A 14,809-nucleotide genomic window follows, 5' to 3' on the forward strand; every position below is an offset into this window, starting at 1 on the left:
TCTAGTGCCCCTGGATGACGAACGCTTGATGCCGCGCGATGCGTCGTCGCTGCAAAGCTCTGAATGATGGTGCATGGATTCCGGCATAGCCCGAACGACAATGCGCATGCGCGAGCAATCAGCATCCGCGAGTCTTTTCCAACCAACATGTGAGGTCATCGATCGAATCGTCAAAAGGCGCTCGATCGGTTCGAAAGACGTCCGAGCCTTTGTCCACGCCTTGCGCACTCATCAGCACCGAATGGTCGGCGGGTGCGGATGTGATGAGATTGAGCGCCGTCGTGATCATGAGCTTCAGCGAGCGCACGCAAGCTCCCATGCATCAGCCGGCAGGATCAGATCGAGCGTCGTTGTCGTTGACTGCCTGGCGGCACCATCGCCCGAAATCTGCCGCTTGAACCCGAGGCTGCGGGCCGACTCCATTCAGCAGCGCGTCGGCCCCTTCATGCTTCCGGATGCGCTGAAGCGAATGTCGCCAGGGCCCGGAGAAGCGTCCGACAAATCGGACAAGGGACTCGTTGGCGCGAGGTTGTTAGTTCACGATAATTATTTGATTGCGCTCTCGAAATCCGTTGCCTCTCCCGGCAATCGGACGCTTTTGACTGGAGCGGGCGAAGGGAATCGAACCCTCGTATGCAGCTTGGGAAGCTGCCGTTCTACCATTGAACTACGCCCGCGAATGCGCGTCTCGCGCCCATTCTGATTAGCCGAGACGGCGCGTTCCGCCAAGCGGTTTGGCGCGCCCGGCAGAACGCTTCTTAATGTTTCGGTAAGATTCCAGGTGCGCCGAATTGTGGCGCTGTTATGATCGCCGATCTGGGGAGAGGCGTGCACTGAGTGGGGCGTGTGCATGGTGGGGCGTGGCTACGCGATATTCGACACGGCCATAGGGCGCTGTGGCATCGTCTGGAGCAGCACCGGCGTGGTGGCCGTGCAATTGCCGGAGGCGCGGGAGATCGACACCCGCCGCCGGATCTTTGCAGTCCATCCCGAGGCGCGCGAGCAGCGGCCATCCGAAAATGCCGAGCTCGCGATCGAGGGCATCGCAGGCTTGCTGCAAGGCGGCGACCCTGATTTTTCCGAGGTCAGCCTGGACGCCGGCGGCGTCCCCGGCTTCCACCGGCGCGTTTATGAGACCGCGTGCGCCATTCCGCGCGGGGAGACGCGCACCTATCACGAGATCGCCAAGGCGCTGGGCGCCTCCGGCGCGGCGCATTCGGTGGCGCAGGCGATCGCCAAAAATCCCTACATGCTGATCGTGCCCTGCCACCGGGTCCTGGAGGCCGGCAATTACGCCGACCGGCTCTCGCCTTACGGCGGGGTGATCTCCAAGCGGCGGCTGCTGGCGCTCGAGGGTGCTCAACCCATCGCCAGCAAGACCCTGTTCGAGGTGCTGCTGCCCGTTGCCCCGCCGAGACCGTCCAGCTAGGGCACGATTTCGATCGCACCTTGGCTCTGTTTTTTGGGCATGATCTTGTCGGACAACCGCTACACACTTGTCCGGATCATGCCTAGATAGGCGGCATGGATGCGACCACGCTGCTGACGACACGATCGATCACGGTCTCCGAGTTTCGCTGCGATGCGGGACCGGACGACAAGCCGTTCGCGGAGTGCCGCACCGGGCATTCCATCGCCTATGTCCGCTCCGGCAGCTTCGGCTGCCAGTGCCGCGCCGGCTTCTTCGAGCTGGTGGCGGGCTCGATGCTGGTCGGGGCTCCCCGCGAGGAATACACCTGCACGCACGAGCATGTCAGCGGCGACGTCTGCCTGGGCTTCTTCTTCAGCGAAGACCTGGTCGATGCCCTCGGGGGACGGCGCGAGATCTGGCAGGTTGGCGCGACCCCGCCGCTGCCCGAACTGATGGTGCTGGGCGAACTCGCGCAGACGGCGGCAGATGGCAACAGCGACCTCGGCCTCGACGAGGTCGGTCAGATTTTGGCCGGCCGCTTCGTCGATGTCGTCTCGGGCAAGGCGCGCAAGCAGGCGACACCCACCGCGCGCGACCGCCGCCGCGCGGTCGAGGCCGCGCTGTGGATCGACGACAACTCGCATGCCGAGGTCGATCTCGAGCAGGCGGCGCGGCAGGCGGGCCTCAGCCCCTTCCATTTCCTGCGGCTGTTCTCGAGCGTGCTCGGCGTCACCCCACATCAATATCTGGTGCGCTCGCGGCTGCGACACGCGGCGCGACGGCTCAGTGAGGACGACATCGCGGTCACCGACATCGCCTATGACGTCGGCTTCGGCGACCTCTCCAACTTCGTTCGCACCTTCCACCGCGCCGCCGGCGTGTCGCCGACGAAGTTTCGACAGGCCTCGCGCGGGGAGCGCAAGATTCTCCAAGAGCAGCTTGTCCTCAACTGAGTAGGTTCGTCTCCGGCGCGCACCATTCGCGGCGCGCTTTGCAATGGAGACGACCATGTATGACCACATCGGACTGCGCGTTGCCGACCTCGACGCCGCCACGCGCTTCTACACCGCGGTGCTGGCCCCGCTCGGCTACGCCCTGTGCTCAAGTGGCGACGGCTATGCGGGCTTCGGGCCGAAGGGCGAGCCGGCGCTGTGGCTGCACCTGAACAAGGGACGCAAGGCCGACGGCGCGCATATCGCCTTCCGCGCCAAGGACCATGACGCGGTCAAGTCGTTCCATAGCGAGGGCCTGAAGAGCGGCGGCCGCGACAACGGCGGCGCCGGCCCGCGCAAGGACTACAGCCCGACCTACTACGCGGCGTTCTTGATCGATCCCGATGGCAACAACGTAGAGGCGGTTTGCACGTGAGCGCCCGAGGACGCTCACCACGCATGCGCTGTCATGCCCTGGCTTGACCGGGGCATCCAGTAAGCCACGGACTCTTCGATTCAATCACAGCGCTCTCTGGAATACCGGATCGCCAGATCACGACGGGCGATGACGGCTCGATCGCTCGCCGCTCCACATCGTAAGGATCAACCATGGCCTCCATCCAAAACGACATCTCCCTCCCCGTTCCCGCCCACGACGTCTGGGACGCGGTGCGCGACTTCGGCGCACTGCATCTGCGGCTGGTACCGGGCTTCGTCACCGCCTGCACGCTCGATGGTGATGCGCGTATCGTCACCTTCGCAAATGGCTCCGTCGCGCGCGAGGTGCTGGTCGATCGCGACGATGCGCGGCAACGGCTCGTCTATGCCATCAACAACGAGCGGCTGAAGCATTACAGCGCCTCGGTGCAGGTGATCGCCGAGGGCGATGCAAGGTGCCGCCTCGTCTGGATCATCGACATGCTGCCGAACGAGCTTGCTCCTTACGTCCAGGGGCAAACCAGGGAAGCCGTGGCTGCCATACACAGGGCTTTTCCGCCTGCTGCGGCCTAATCGGTCTCTGTGATTTTTCTCACAGAGCCCTCGCCTCCTGCGCCGTAACGATGGCCACGTGCGTCCGGTTGGCTTCGCTCTCCCGGCGAGGCCACGCACGCGAGGAGCTTGCCATGAGAGGTGCGGACAAGGTGATCTGCCAGGCAGCCGCCGTGCTGCTGCTGTTTTCGATCTCGAGCGCGCCGGCGAACGCGCAATTCCTCGGCGGCGGCGGAGGTGCCGGCGGCGAGGACATGATGACCCAGATGGCGCCGATGCTGGAGATGATGAAGGCCAAGATGGGCAAGCGGCGCTTTGCCAAGCTGATGCAGACCATGGGCCCGATGATGAGCCGCATGATGGAGAACGGCGGCGGCGGATTCGGCGGCATGATGGGCGGCGGCAGCCTTGGCGGCCTCGGTGGCGGCAATCTCGGCGGCGGCTTTGGTGCGCCGAACTATGGCGGCTACACGCCGATGGGCGCAGGCGGCACCATGCCGATGGGGCTCGGCGGCATGGGCGGCGGCGATATCATGGGCATGCTCGGCGGCGCCGGCGGCGGCGACGTGATGGCGATGATCCCGCAACTGATGCGGCTCGCCAATGTCGGCGGCGGTGGCGGCCATCGCCGCCACAAGCATCGCTAGATCGCGTCGGCGTAGCGCCGTTGCGGGCAATAGCAGCAGCGAAGCAACCACCCTTCGGGGCGCGGAGGATGGTTGCGCCGAGGCAAGCCCATGATGCGTCGCCGATATCAGATCCGATCGTCGATAAGGACGCCGGAAATCGACGGGTCGCTTGCCTTCGTCTGATCGCTCGATTGCTTCGCGCTGTAGGTCGGATCCGCGAGCGAGTTCTTCAGCGACTGAAGGAATTGTTCAAGCAGTTCCGTCGCCGAGCTGCCGTTTGACGAACTGTCCGTAGCGCCGGTCGAGGCGGATCCACTTGCACTCGTCGTGTCGCTCGATCCCGTCGTGCTGGACGAGGTCGAATCCGTGAGCAGGCTTTTCAGCGAATCCAGGAATTGCTGAAGCAGGTCCACCACCGAATTGCCGCTTGACGAACCGTCCGTGCCGTTGGCGGGAGGAGGCCCGTCGGGCGGCGGTCCGCCTGCTCCGTCGGGACCACCTGCGCCACCCGGTCCATGCGAGACCGCCGCCTTGAAGATGCCTTGCAGTTCGGTCGCCTGCTCGTCGGTCAGCTTGCCGGCCGAAACTTCCTGCTGGATGAGATCGTCGATCTTCGACTTGAAAGCGTCAGGCGATGATCTGCTGCCGCTCGAAAGATCGCTCGCACCGCTTGATTGCAAGGCGGAGTCGATGTCGCTGAGCGCGGACGACAGCGCCGACTGATCGGACGCATTGATCGCGCCGGAACTGACTTCCGCCTGCAGTTCATCTTGCAGTCGCTTCAAGGGCGATGCGTGGTGGTGGGAGGAGAGCGCCGAAATCGAGGTCATGGTGGCCTTCCGTGCTTCTGGTGAACTCGCGGCGAAATTGTCCGCGAGAGCTGGCGCGAAGCCTTCGGCAAGGAGCCGCTCCGGTTGCCGGGCATTGCCATGGAGCAACTGGAAACATTCAGAAACAAAAATCCGGCAGACCGGTCCTAATCCGCCGCGGCCGAAAGGGCCGGCCTGATCGCGGGCTTGCTCTCGCGCGGCCCCCAGCGGGTCAGCACGACGCTGGAGCAGGAGAGCAGGCCGAGCACGACCATCGAGCTGGCGGCCAGCCAGAAGAAGTTTTGCGCGGTGGCGTCATGGGTCGACAGCCACCAGCCGACGCCTGCGATGTAGATCAGCCGCGCGGTCTGCGCCAGCACCGGCCCGATCACCTTGGCCGCGCCTTGCGACGAGAAATACATCGTCGAGGCGAGCCCGATGAAGGCGTAGAACGGCGCCACCGTCGACAGGTATTGATGGCTGGTCGCGCGCACCGTCGCGCTGTCGGTGAAGATGTTGACCCAGAGATCGGGGAAGGTCGCGACCAGGCACGCCGGCGCGCCGACGGCGATGAATGCGCTGGCACCTGCAATCCAGGCAATGCGGCGGGCGCGCGCGATGCGGCCGGCGCCGACGGCCATGCCGATCATCGGCACCGACGCGATGCCGAACGAGAACGCAATCGAGGTCAGCAAAAATTCCAGCCGCGCGCCGATGCCGTAACCGGCGAGGATCGCGGTGCCGAACTTCGCCAGCATGTGGGTGAAGATCGAGATCGTCAGCACCGATTGCAGCGGCGAGAAGCAGGCGATGGCGCCGACCTTCAGGATGTCGAAAAACATCGCCCATTGGACGCGCAAGCCGCGCAATCTTGGCACGACACGGGCGCGGCCGGAGAACAGGTACCAGCCCATCACGCAGATGTTCATCGAATAGGCGATCAGCGCGCCGGCGGCGACGCCGCGCATGCCGAGCTGCGGCACGGGGCCGAGCCCGAGTCCCAGCGTGCCGCCGAGCACGACCTGCCAGACCGCAGAGTTGAGGATCAATAGCGACGGCAGCTTCATGTTGCCGGTGCCGCGCAACACGCCGGCCATGGTGTTGAGCAGCCAGGGCAGCACGGCCCCGCCGAAAAATACCTGCGTGTAGGCGACCGCATGCGTCAGCACATCCCCGCGTCCGCCGAGCAGCTCGAGCACGTGCGGCCCGAAGATCAGCATGCCCAGCATGAAGACGAGGCCGAAGGTGATGCCGATCAAGAGCGCATGCGCGGCGAGCGTGCCGGCGCGCTCGCGGTCACCCGCGCCGAGCGCCCGCGCGATGGCCGACGCGACAGCGCCGCCCATGGCCCCGCCGGACATCGTCATGGTCAGGATCACTGTCGGAAACACCAGCGCCATTGCGGCCAGCGCCTCGACGCCGAGCCGGCCGATATAGGAGGTCTCCGCGATCACCACGCAGGTGCCGGCGGACAGCGCGACGACGTTCGGCCAGGCGAGGCCGAGCAGCGTGCGCAGGATCGGCCCGTCCGTCAGCGCGCTTCGCACCGGCCGTGGAGGCGGCGGCAGCGGACGCTCTTGTTCATCGACCGGGATTTCGGCGATGTCGGACATTTCCTCTCCCGGGCACGGGCGCCATTCGCGGCGCGGCAATGAGTAGGTGTGCCAATAAATTTCTTCGCGCGGAAGGCGCGCCGACAGGCTTAGCACGGCAATTGCCGATTCCTCCTGCGCCGGATGCAGGCGTGCCCTGCGGCAGCGCATTTCAAGTGGTGGAATTACTCAATAGTCCAGACCAGCGGCGGCCGACCGCCCGCTGTCGGGCGCAGGTGCACGCCGATGTGCCGCCCGCATCCGGCAGCGAGCCCCTCGAACAGCCCCTCCAGCACCTTGGCGCAGGCGCGGTGATAGTCGGCGACGTCGTCCATCAGCTTCCAGGTCTGTTGGCGGATTTGGAAGCTGCCGTCGGATTGCGTCGTCTCGGCCGCGTCGTCCTGCGCCGCGAACAGGGCGTTGAGGAACGCAGCAAACTCCGTGGCGCCGCCGCGGCTCATTGCCAGCGCCGCTGCAACCTCGTCGAAATACTGCATGCCGATCAGCTTGCCGGTGAGATGCAGGAGATAGCCGGCGTCTTCCGGACCGAACAGCTGCGCCATCACGGGCGCGGCGGTGCGCACATATTCCATCGCGTAGTTGCGATAGGCTTTTTCGAGCCGCGGTTTTGGCCAGCTTGCGACCGGAAGAGCAGGCGCGGTCTTGGCATCGAACGATGGCGCTTCCAGATGCCGCGCGAAGACGAGGCGCTGATCCAGTTCGAGCGGATGGTCGTATTGATGGTAATAGCCTTCGAGCCCGTCCTGGCCATCGACGCTCTGCTTGGTGCAGACGAAGCCCAGGCGGAGATCACCAAGCGCGACGCCGTTGTTGGCGTGCCAGCCGCGCAGCATCGCGCGGCTCACCTCGCCCGGCACGCCGCAGATCGCGGTGCCCTTCCAGATCCAGCGCGGCGGCGGATAACGGATCCAGGCCTTGGTGTCGCTCTCATACATGTATTCGACGTGCACGCCGCCGATCCAGTTGGAGAGGTAGTGATATTGCGCGGCCGCGACCGCCGGCGGCAAATGGTCGATCCCGAGCTTCTTGAGCCCCGGCAGGAAGCGCTCCTGCTGCTGGCGACGAAACACGCGGAAGACGAATTCGGCAGCATCGGCCGTGCCGCGCCGCGTGACAACGGTGAGGATGAGGCCGGTGAAATAGGCGTGATAGAGGTCGGCGACCGCACGCCAGCGTTTCCATTGCGCTTCGTGCGCGAGGTCTGATGCAGCGGTCATGTTCGCTCCCGATCGTTGTTTTGATCGAGTGTGTCACTGCGACCGGTGCGAGGCAACCTGACGCTCAAGCGGAGCGCCCTGCACGCCAGCCCGTCAATTCCGCATCACGAATTTTGCGCAAGCCTGGCGGCGCGCTCACGCTCGACGCGCTCAGTGACGTCGCGCGCCATCGCGACCGATCCGACCACGGCACCGCCGGCGTCGCGCACCAGCGCGAAGGTCATCTCGATGTAGAGCTTGCGTCCGCTCTTGTGCAGCGCGCGCGTCAGCGTCGGCTTGCCCGCAAGCTTCATCGCGCCGGTGGCAAGCGCAGCTTCAAAGCCCTTCCAGTGCGCGGCACGCAGATGTTCGGGAATGATCAGATCGAGATTTTGGCCGAGCGCTTCGTCGGCGGAGAAGCCGAACAAGACGGTCGATGCACGATTCCAGCGCACGATGGCGCCGGAGCGATCCGAATAGATCAGCGCGTCCGCCACATCATTGAGGATTCTCGCGTCGAGCTCGGATGGATTGGTCATCGGGAAAGCCTCGCACCTAGCCGGAACTTGTTTCGCATCCTGCCACACATTCGGTGTCGTCGCCCGACTTGCCGCCTTCGCTAAGCCTTCGGCGGCCGAGTGAGTTCTTGGCCCGGCGAAGGCCTTGGCGGAGACGGGATCGGCGATCCAGTATTCCGAGGCGGCGGTGATTGAATCGAGAGGCTGCGGCGTACTGGATGCCCCGGTCAAGCCCGGGCATGACGGCGGAGAGGCTGGCACTACACCCGAAAATGCTTCGATAGTTTGAGGCCCTGCGCCTGGTAGTTCGAGCCGATGCGCTGGCCATACATCGCGTCGGGGCGCGCCAGCATCTTCTCGTAGACGAGGCGGCCGACGATCTGGCCGTGCTCGAGAATGAACGGCACTTCGCGCGAGCGCACCTCCAGCACGGCACGCGCGCCCTGCCCGCCGGCACCGGCATAGCCGAAGCCGGGATCGAAGAAGCCGGCATAGTGCACGCGGAATTCGCCGACGAGCGGATCGAACGGCACCATCTCCGCGGCGTAGTCGGGCGGCACCTGCACGGCTTCCTTGGAGGCGAGGATGTAGAACTCGCCGGGGTCGAGGATCAGGCTGCCGTCGGGACGCGCCGAGATCGGTTCCCAGAAATCCTCCACCGCATAGCCGGAGCGGCGGTCGACGTCGACGACGCCGGTGTGGCGCTTGGCGCGATAGCCGACGAAGCCGTTGGCCTTCTCGCCGGAGAGGTCGACGGAGACGGCGACGCCGCCGGTGAGATCGGCATCGTCGAGATCGACGAGACGCTCGGTCGCGTGCAGCGCCTCGAGCTCGTCGACGTTGAGGATCGCATCGCCGGTGCGGAAGCGCACCTGGCTCAGGCGCGATCCCTCGCTGACCAGGACCGGAAACGTCTTCGGGCTGATCTCGGCGTAGAGCGGGCCGTGATAGCCGGCGCCGATCATGTCGAAGCGGCGGGTGCCGTCGGCGATGACGCGGGTGAAGACATCGAGCCGGCCGGTCGAGCTTTTCGGGTTCGCGGCCGCGACGATCTCCGGCGGCAGCGCCAGGCTTTCGAGCAACGGCACGATGTAGACGCAATTGGTCTCCAGCACCGCGCCATCGGTGAGGCTGAACTCGTGCAACTTCAACTCGTCGATGCGCTCGGCGACGGTCGCGCCGGGACCGGGCAGGAAGCTGGCGCGAACGCGATAGGCGATGTCGCCGAGGCGAAGGTCGAGGCTCGCCGGCTGGATCTGGCTCTCGACGAAATCGTAGGCAGGCAGGATCAGCCCCGCTTCCGCCATCGCCGCGATCATGCGGTCGGGCAGGATACCATTGGCGTCGGCGGCGACCGTGAACGTCAACCGGGGGTCCTCATCAGGGGTCAAAAGCATCCCGACATGCGGGAAATACTAGCGTTTTACGGCTATCCGATGGACGCCTTGACGAAAAGGGCATTGCGGAATATGAGCATGACTTATCCCGTGGTGATTTGAGCCGGCCGGCTTGCAGCCACGTTAAATAAGTCGCTAAACAGGCCGGGGACCTCTGTGATCCCGGCCCGTGGAGTTATCCAGGCCGGTTTTTTTGTGACCATTTTCGGTGGTCACGCAGGAGGTCCTATGTCGAAGTCCCCGGCGCCCGCCGCGCAATATCGTCCCGAAACCCGCCTGGTCCATTCCGGCACCCTGCGCTCGCAATATGGCGAGACGTCGGAGGCGCTGTTCCTGACCCAGGGCTACGTCTACAACAGCGCCGAGGAGTGCGAGGCGCGGTTCAAGGGCGAAGATCCCGGCTTCATCTATTCGCGCTACTCCAACCCGACCATCGCGATGTTCGAGCGCCGCATGATCGAGCTCGAAGGCGCCGAGGCCGCCCGCTCGGCGGCGACCGGCATGGCCGCAGTGACGACCGCGATCCTGGCGCCGCTCAAGGCCGGCGATCACGTGGTCGCTTCCCGCGCCCTGTTCGGCTCGTGTCTCTACGTCATTCAGGACCTCTTGCCGCGCTACGGCATCGAGACCACGCTGGTCGACGGCCTCGATCTCGACCAGTGGCAGCGGGCCTTGAGGCCGAACACCAAGACGTTCTTCCTGGAGAGCCCGACCAATCCGACGCTCGACGTGCTCGACATTCCCGGCATCGCCGAGATCGCGCACAAGGGCGGCGCGCGACTCGTCGTCGACAACGTGTTCGCGACGCCGATCTGGCAGAGCCCGCTCGCGCTCGGCGCCGACGTGGTGGTCTATTCCGCGACCAAGCACATCGACGGCCAGGGCCGCTGCCTCGGCGGCATCATCCTGTCCTCGGAAGCCTTCATCGCCGAGCACATCCACAATTTCATGCGCCAGACCGGCCCGTCGATCTCGCCGTTCAACGCGTGGGTCCTGCTCAAGGGCCTGGAGACGCTCGGCGTGCGCGTGCGCGCGCAGACCGAGACGGCGGCGCGCATCGCGGACGTGCTGGCGAGCCATCCGAAGATTTCGCGCCTGGTCTTTCCCGGTCGCGCCGATCATCCGCAGGCAGCTCTCGTGAAGAAGCAGATGCGTGGCGGCTCGACGCTGGTTGGATTCGAGGTCAAGGGCGGCAAGCCGGCGGCATTCCGCGTGCTCAACGAGCTCAAGCTTGCGAAGATCTCGAACAATCTCGGCGACGCCAAGAGCCTCGTCACCCATCCGGCGACCACGACGCATCAGCGCCTCAAGCCGGAAGATCGCGCCGCGCTCGGCATCAGCGAGGGCTTCATCCGCTTCTCGGCGGGGCTCGAACATGCGGATGATCTGATCGAGGATCTGACCGCGGCGCTGGAGAAGGCGTGAGGGCTCCACGAGTTCGGTATCGTAGGGTGGGCAAAGCGGAGCGTGCCCACGATTCACGATCATATCGCCGATACATGGTGGGCACGGCGCGCGAAGGGCGCGCCTTTGCCCACCCTACGGAAGCTCACATCGGCCGATAGGTCCGCACGTCCGCGGGCACATTGACGCCGAGCTTGATCTGGCCGACGGAGCGGATGATGTCGTCGCCGAGGAGCTGGGCGAAGCAGGCATAGCCCCAATCGTTCATGTGCAGGCCGTCGGCGATCACAAAACTCTCGACCGGGATCGCCTGTTTCTCGTGCCAGTCGCGCATCACCTCGAAGCGCGGGAAGATGCCGACGTGACGGAGCTCGGCGACCTTGCCGAGCAGCTTCACCATCTTGCCGGCGCTCTCCGCGCGTTGGTTGACGGCCGGCGAATATTGCGGATCGACCAGCACGATGTCGGCGCCGCCTGCGGCCTGGATGCTGGCGATGCCCTCCTCGACCAGTTTTGCGGTGTCGCCGGGATCGAGATTGCGCAGCACGGCGTTGGTGCCGACCTGCCAGATCACGAGATCCGGATGCACGTCGATCACCTCCTTCTGGAGGCGCTTCATCATCTCGGGCGCGTCCTCGCCGCCGACGCCGGCGTTGATGACGGTGATGTCGGCGGTCGGATATTGCCGCCGGAGCTGCGCGGCGAGGCGGCTCGGATAATTGAAATCGGGCGAGCTCGCGCCATAGCCTGCCGTCGACGACGAGCCGAACGCGACGATCGCGACGGGTTTGCCGGCGGCGAGCTTGCCCGCGACATGCGGCAGCGAGCCCATCGTCTTCGAGCCACCCTTTGGCGCCAGGCAAGGCACGCGGCTGAAAATGTCGCCGGCGGATTTCGCGACCTGCTTCACCTTGTCGATCGCGCGCGCGGTCACGCCGCGCTGTTCGGGGGACGTCACGGCGACGGTGGTCTGGGAGGGCGAAGCGGGAGCCGGACTAGCGGCCTGCTGCGGCGCGGGGGGTGCCTGCGTGGCCTGCGCCTGCACCGGGGCCAGCGACACCGGCGTCAGCAACAGCAGGGCTGCTGCGGGCGCAGCCAGCGATGCCGTCAACCAAAAAGGGCGGAGAGAACTCATTAACGCTAGACCTCAATTTTGCTGCCCGGCCGGCCCCAGATGGGCTGCGTCGATCACGAACTGTGCCAACGCCCGGCCAAGGCAATCATGGACCTGCTTCGCCAGCTCTGGCCCGCGGGACGGGCTGAACAGGTCGAACTGACCCTGATCATTCCACTGCCGCATGATCGCGAAACGGTCGAACAGCGGGACGTCATGCTCCTGCGCCACCACCCGCATATTGTCGAGATAGGGCGGCACCGAGATCATGGTTTCGGTACGCGGGCTGTACTGCAAATTCATCAACACGACGTCAGCCCCTGCATTTTGCAATGCGGAAACCCCTTCGGTCACCGCGCCGCGAAAATCGTCGGGATCAATTGCTCGGATAGCATCCACCGTCCCGGTCTGCCAGATGACCAAAGTAGGCTTTTTTGCTTCCATCAGCTTAACGAAGGTGGCGGCCGCCTCCTCGGCCGTCTTCTTGCTCTGTATTTCTACGGAGACGTGCACGGCCTCCGACGGCAGCAGCCTGTCCCTCAAGATCGCCTGCATCCGCGCCGGATACGAACTGTCCTCCGAGGCGGGAATCGTGGTCGAACGGCTGCCGATGACCAGGATTTCGAGCGGTTTGCCGGCCTTGATGGCATCGGCGACCTTGGGAAGCTGGCTTTCAGTGGTGAGCAGATACGATGGCAATTCGCAGGCCGGGGGCGCGGCCGGAGCAGTCGGCGCAGCATCGCCCGCGCGCGCCAGGGGCGCGGCGAGATTACCGCACAGCAGGACCAGGCTCAGGAGAACCTTCGCCTTCATCAGCCCCCTCCCGCCAGATCGGCGTTGCCGACGGCGTTTTTGGTTTTCGCACCGCTCTTGTCAGCCACACGCTTGTACCACGAAATCACCCACGCCACGCCCCACATGATCAGGATTCCGGAGAGACTAATCAGCGCATGCATGGCTGCGCCACCGGAGACTTCGGCAAGGATGAAATGGCCGGCAAAAGCCAGGAAGACGCCGAGGCAAAAAATTTCCAGCGAATGCTGACCGCAGAGAATAAGCGGCCGCAGCCAGGCCGATTTCAGGCCCGGCCAGTCGCGCGGCAGGAAGCGCACGATGAGCGCGGCCAACGCCAGGAAATGCGTGAAGCGCAGCACGTCGAGATCGGTCTTGTCGATCGGATACATCCACTGCTCAAGGCGCTTCGGCATGAGATGGGACAGCTGCGGCACATACCAGGTCAGCGTCACGTAGAACGCCGCCACGACATAGGCGATCGCGATCCACATCGTCACCGGTGAAGCCAGAATACGCGACATGCGCCGCGCACCTCCGAGCGCACACCATGCACCGAAGACGAATAGCAATTGCCAGGCCAGCGGATTGAACGCCCAGAAACCGTTCGGATAGGCGGAAAAATAGAGGTCGAACTCCCAGGTCACCGCGTAGAGCACGACCGAGAGCGCGAGCGTCACGTCGGGCCGCCACTTCATCGACCACAGGATCAAAGGCAGCGCCAGCATCAGCACGATGTAGAGCGGCAGCACGTCCATGTTGACGGGACGGAAGCGCAGCAGCAGCGCCTGCACGATGGTGACGTCGGGCTGCTTGAGGAAATCCATGATGCCCATCTCTTCGGTGTAGAGCGGGTTCTCGAAGCTGGTCGCGACGTAGGAGATTTCGGCGAGGAAGATCGTGAACAGGAAGACATGGGCGACATAGATCTGCCAGACGCGGCGCAGGATGCGCGCGGTGGCGATGACGAAGCCCGACTCCAGCATCGCGCGACCGTAGACGAAGGCGGCGGTGTAGCCGGAGATGAAGATGAATATCTCGGTGGCGTCGCTGAATCCGTAGTTGCGGATCGTGAACCAGGTCAAGAGGCTCGGCGGCAGATGGTCGACGAAGATCAGCCACAGCGCGAGCCCGCGGAACAGGTCGAGCCGGAGCTCGCGCTCGCCGATGGCAGGCAGCGTGACGGCCGGCGCGGCGGAGCGCGGCTCAGGTCTGGCCTCCACAGGCTTGGCGGTTCCCGCGATCGTCGATCCCGTCACTTGGTCGGCAATGGTCATCGGGGGTTCGAAACCCTTCCGCAAATCGCGACGTATCAAGGAGTGTACAGGTCCGGTCGTCGTCTCGCAAAGCGGCCGGATCACATTGGGCCTACTTCCTCGGTAAATCTGGCGGCACGATGTCGCCAAAACCGCCTGCGGGCGTTTGGTTCCCAGCCGGGTTTTCGTTATGATGGCAGCCATGTACCGCGCCGTGACCCGCCAGATCGAAGTGACCGTCGAGCCGAACTTTGTTCCGGAGCAGTCGTCGGCCGACCGCTCCCGCTATTTCTGGTCCTACACCATCGTCATCACCAATTCCGGCGACGAAACCGTGCAGCTCAAGACGCGGCACTGGATCATCACCGACGCCACCGGCCGCCAGCAGGAGGTGAAAGGCGAAGGCGTCGTCGGCGAGCAGCCGACTCTCGCCCCCGGCGAGCGCTTCGAATACACCTCCGGCGTGCCGCTCTCGACCGCCTCCGGTTTCATGACCGGCCGCTACCAGATGGTCAGCGAAAGCGGCGAACGCTTCGAGATCGAGGTGCCGACGTTTTCGCTGGACAGCCCGGACAACAAGCGGGTGTTGAATTAGGGACTCGCTGGCGGGTGCCGTTACTCCACGGCTCGACCTGCCCCAATTGCGTACAATGCGCGCCCCGCTAATCCCGTCATCCTTGTAAGTCATGTTGCGCCGGATCGGCTAGAGTGTCCGGTGCGGTAACGGACGGGAGACCGCTTCATCCAA

At 64.8% G+C, this 14,809-nt stretch carries 16 protein-coding genes, 1 tRNA gene and 1 riboswitch; of the genes, 7 read left to right on the plus strand and 10 right to left on the minus strand.

Annotation, left to right across the window (positions count from 1 at the left end):
• Positions 1 to 118: 118 nt before the first annotated feature.
• The gene (locus JQ627_RS37205; protein ID WP_212489299.1) at positions 119 to 307 is read right to left on the minus strand and encodes a hypothetical protein; all 189 of its coding nucleotides are present in this window, start codon (positions 305 to 307) and stop codon (positions 119 to 121) included.
• Between the two features lie 296 nt (positions 308 to 603).
• Positions 604 to 677, minus strand: a tRNA-Gly gene (locus JQ627_RS37210).
• 173 nt (positions 678 to 850) lie between these two features.
• Here JQ627_RS37210 and JQ627_RS37215 point away from each other — a divergent pair.
• From JQ627_RS37215 to JQ627_RS37235, 5 genes are all read left to right on the plus strand, one after another.
• Positions 851 to 1,429, plus strand: coding sequence for a methylated-DNA--[protein]-cysteine S-methyltransferase (locus tag JQ627_RS37215; protein ID WP_212489300.1), 579 nt, complete (start codon positions 851 to 853; stop codon positions 1,427 to 1,429).
• Positions 1,430 to 1,524: 95 nt separating this feature from the next.
• On the plus strand, positions 1,525 to 2,364 hold the full coding sequence (locus JQ627_RS37220; protein WP_212489301.1) for a helix-turn-helix transcriptional regulator: 840 nt from the start codon (positions 1,525 to 1,527) through the stop codon (positions 2,362 to 2,364).
• A 55-nt stretch (positions 2,365 to 2,419) separates the two neighbouring features.
• On the plus strand, positions 2,420 to 2,779 hold the full coding sequence (locus tag JQ627_RS37225) for a VOC family protein (RefSeq protein WP_212489302.1): 360 nt from the start codon (positions 2,420 to 2,422) through the stop codon (positions 2,777 to 2,779).
• Between the two features lie 173 nt (positions 2,780 to 2,952).
• Positions 2,953 to 3,354 carry an SRPBCC family protein gene (locus tag JQ627_RS37230; RefSeq protein WP_212489303.1) on the plus strand — a complete coding sequence of 134 codons (402 nt, stop codon included), beginning with the start codon at positions 2,953 to 2,955 and terminating at the stop codon, positions 3,352 to 3,354.
• A gap of 113 nt (positions 3,355 to 3,467) precedes the next feature.
• On the plus strand, positions 3,468 to 3,980 hold the full coding sequence (locus JQ627_RS37235) for a hypothetical protein (RefSeq protein WP_212489304.1): 513 nt from the start codon (positions 3,468 to 3,470) through the stop codon (positions 3,978 to 3,980).
• A 107-nt stretch (positions 3,981 to 4,087) separates the two neighbouring features.
• Here JQ627_RS37235 and JQ627_RS37240 read toward each other — a convergent pair whose 3' ends face one another.
• From JQ627_RS37240 to JQ627_RS37260, 5 genes are all read right to left on the minus strand, one after another.
• Positions 4,088 to 4,792, minus strand: coding sequence for a hypothetical protein (locus JQ627_RS37240; RefSeq protein WP_212489305.1), 705 nt, complete (start codon positions 4,790 to 4,792; stop codon positions 4,088 to 4,090).
• Positions 4,793 to 4,938: 146 nt separating this feature from the next.
• Positions 4,939 to 6,384, minus strand: a complete 1,446-nt coding sequence (locus JQ627_RS37245) for an MATE family efflux transporter (protein WP_212489306.1) — start codon at positions 6,382 to 6,384, stop codon at positions 4,939 to 4,941.
• 164 nt (positions 6,385 to 6,548) lie between these two features.
• On the minus strand, positions 6,549 to 7,601 hold the full coding sequence (locus JQ627_RS37250) for a hypothetical protein (RefSeq protein ID WP_212489307.1): 1,053 nt from the start codon (positions 7,599 to 7,601) through the stop codon (positions 6,549 to 6,551).
• A 104-nt stretch (positions 7,602 to 7,705) separates the two neighbouring features.
• A complete protein-coding gene (locus tag JQ627_RS37255) occupies positions 7,706 to 8,119 on the minus strand; it encodes a PAS domain S-box protein (protein ID WP_212489308.1) in 414 nt (137 codons plus the stop codon).
• 239 nt (positions 8,120 to 8,358) lie between these two features.
• Positions 8,359 to 9,495: a 2'-deoxycytidine 5'-triphosphate deaminase gene (locus tag JQ627_RS37260; protein ID WP_409363841.1), complete on the minus strand. Its 1,137-nt coding sequence runs from the start codon at positions 9,493 to 9,495 to the stop codon at positions 8,359 to 8,361.
• Positions 9,496 to 9,575: 80 nt separating this feature from the next.
• Positions 9,576 to 9,655: riboswitch (SAM riboswitch) on the plus strand.
• A 68-nt stretch (positions 9,656 to 9,723) separates the two neighbouring features.
• On the opposite strand from JQ627_RS37260, the gene JQ627_RS37265 reads away from it, so the two are divergent.
• Positions 9,724 to 10,920, plus strand: coding sequence for an O-succinylhomoserine sulfhydrylase (locus JQ627_RS37265; protein ID WP_212489310.1), 1,197 nt, complete (start codon positions 9,724 to 9,726; stop codon positions 10,918 to 10,920).
• 124 nt (positions 10,921 to 11,044) lie between these two features.
• On the opposite strand, the gene JQ627_RS37270 is transcribed toward JQ627_RS37265, so the two are convergent.
• The 3 genes from JQ627_RS37270 to JQ627_RS37280 are packed head-to-tail and all read right to left on the minus strand — an operon-like array spanning position 11,045 to position 14,082.
• Positions 11,045 to 12,034 (minus strand): SGNH/GDSL hydrolase family protein, encoded by a 990-nt coding sequence (locus JQ627_RS37270; RefSeq protein ID WP_212489311.1) that lies wholly within the window; start codon positions 12,032 to 12,034, stop codon positions 11,045 to 11,047.
• A gap of 12 nt (positions 12,035 to 12,046) precedes the next feature.
• The gene (locus JQ627_RS37275; protein WP_212489312.1) at positions 12,047 to 12,826 is read right to left on the minus strand and encodes an SGNH/GDSL hydrolase family protein; all 780 of its coding nucleotides are present in this window, start codon (positions 12,824 to 12,826) and stop codon (positions 12,047 to 12,049) included.
• Positions 12,826 to 14,082 carry an OpgC domain-containing protein gene (locus JQ627_RS37280; RefSeq protein ID WP_212489313.1) on the minus strand — a complete coding sequence of 419 codons (1,257 nt, stop codon included), beginning with the start codon at positions 14,080 to 14,082 and terminating at the stop codon, positions 12,826 to 12,828. The genes JQ627_RS37275 and JQ627_RS37280 overlap by 1 nt, the downstream gene beginning before the upstream one ends.
• 181 nt (positions 14,083 to 14,263) lie before the next feature.
• Here JQ627_RS37280 and apaG point away from each other — a divergent pair, with 181 nt between their 5' ends.
• Positions 14,264 to 14,656: a Co2+/Mg2+ efflux protein ApaG gene (apaG, locus tag JQ627_RS37285; protein ID WP_212489318.1), complete on the plus strand. Its 393-nt coding sequence runs from the start codon at positions 14,264 to 14,266 to the stop codon at positions 14,654 to 14,656.
• Positions 14,657 to 14,809: the final 153 nt, after the last annotated feature.

The organism is Bradyrhizobium liaoningense (assembly GCF_018130785.1).
Taxonomy (GTDB): Bacteria; Pseudomonadota; Alphaproteobacteria; order Rhizobiales; family Xanthobacteraceae; genus Bradyrhizobium; species Bradyrhizobium liaoningense_A.

Coding starts and splice junctions, on each gene's coding strand:
- JQ627_RS37280 (WP_212489313.1), bottom strand. CDS start 14,082: ATGACCATTGCCGACCAAGTGACGGGATCGACGATCGCGGGAACCGCC.
- JQ627_RS37260 (WP_409363841.1), bottom strand. CDS start 9,495: ATGCTTTTGACCCCTGATGAGGACCCCCGGTTGACGTTCACGGTCGCC.
- JQ627_RS37240 (WP_212489305.1), bottom strand. CDS start 4,792: ATGACCTCGATTTCGGCGCTCTCCTCCCACCACCACGCATCGCCCTTG.
- JQ627_RS37215 (WP_212489300.1), top strand. CDS start 851: ATGGTGGGGCGTGGCTACGCGATATTCGACACGGCCATAGGGCGCTGT.
- JQ627_RS37250 (WP_212489307.1), bottom strand. CDS start 7,601: ATGACCGCTGCATCAGACCTCGCGCACGAAGCGCAATGGAAACGCTGG.
- JQ627_RS37270 (WP_212489311.1), bottom strand. CDS start 12,034: ATGAGTTCTCTCCGCCCTTTTTGGTTGACGGCATCGCTGGCTGCGCCC.
- JQ627_RS37230 (WP_212489303.1), top strand. CDS start 2,953: ATGGCCTCCATCCAAAACGACATCTCCCTCCCCGTTCCCGCCCACGAC.
- JQ627_RS37255 (WP_212489308.1), bottom strand. CDS start 8,119: ATGACCAATCCATCCGAGCTCGACGCGAGAATCCTCAATGATGTGGCG.
- JQ627_RS37275 (WP_212489312.1), bottom strand. CDS start 12,826: ATGAAGGCGAAGGTTCTCCTGAGCCTGGTCCTGCTGTGCGGTAATCTC.
- JQ627_RS37225 (WP_212489302.1), top strand. CDS start 2,420: ATGTATGACCACATCGGACTGCGCGTTGCCGACCTCGACGCCGCCACG.
- JQ627_RS37265 (WP_212489310.1), top strand. CDS start 9,724: ATGTCGAAGTCCCCGGCGCCCGCCGCGCAATATCGTCCCGAAACCCGC.
- apaG (WP_212489318.1), top strand. CDS start 14,264: ATGTACCGCGCCGTGACCCGCCAGATCGAAGTGACCGTCGAGCCGAAC.
- JQ627_RS37245 (WP_212489306.1), bottom strand. CDS start 6,384: ATGTCCGACATCGCCGAAATCCCGGTCGATGAACAAGAGCGTCCGCTG.
- JQ627_RS37235 (WP_212489304.1), top strand. CDS start 3,468: ATGAGAGGTGCGGACAAGGTGATCTGCCAGGCAGCCGCCGTGCTGCTG.
- JQ627_RS37220 (WP_212489301.1), top strand. CDS start 1,525: ATGGATGCGACCACGCTGCTGACGACACGATCGATCACGGTCTCCGAG.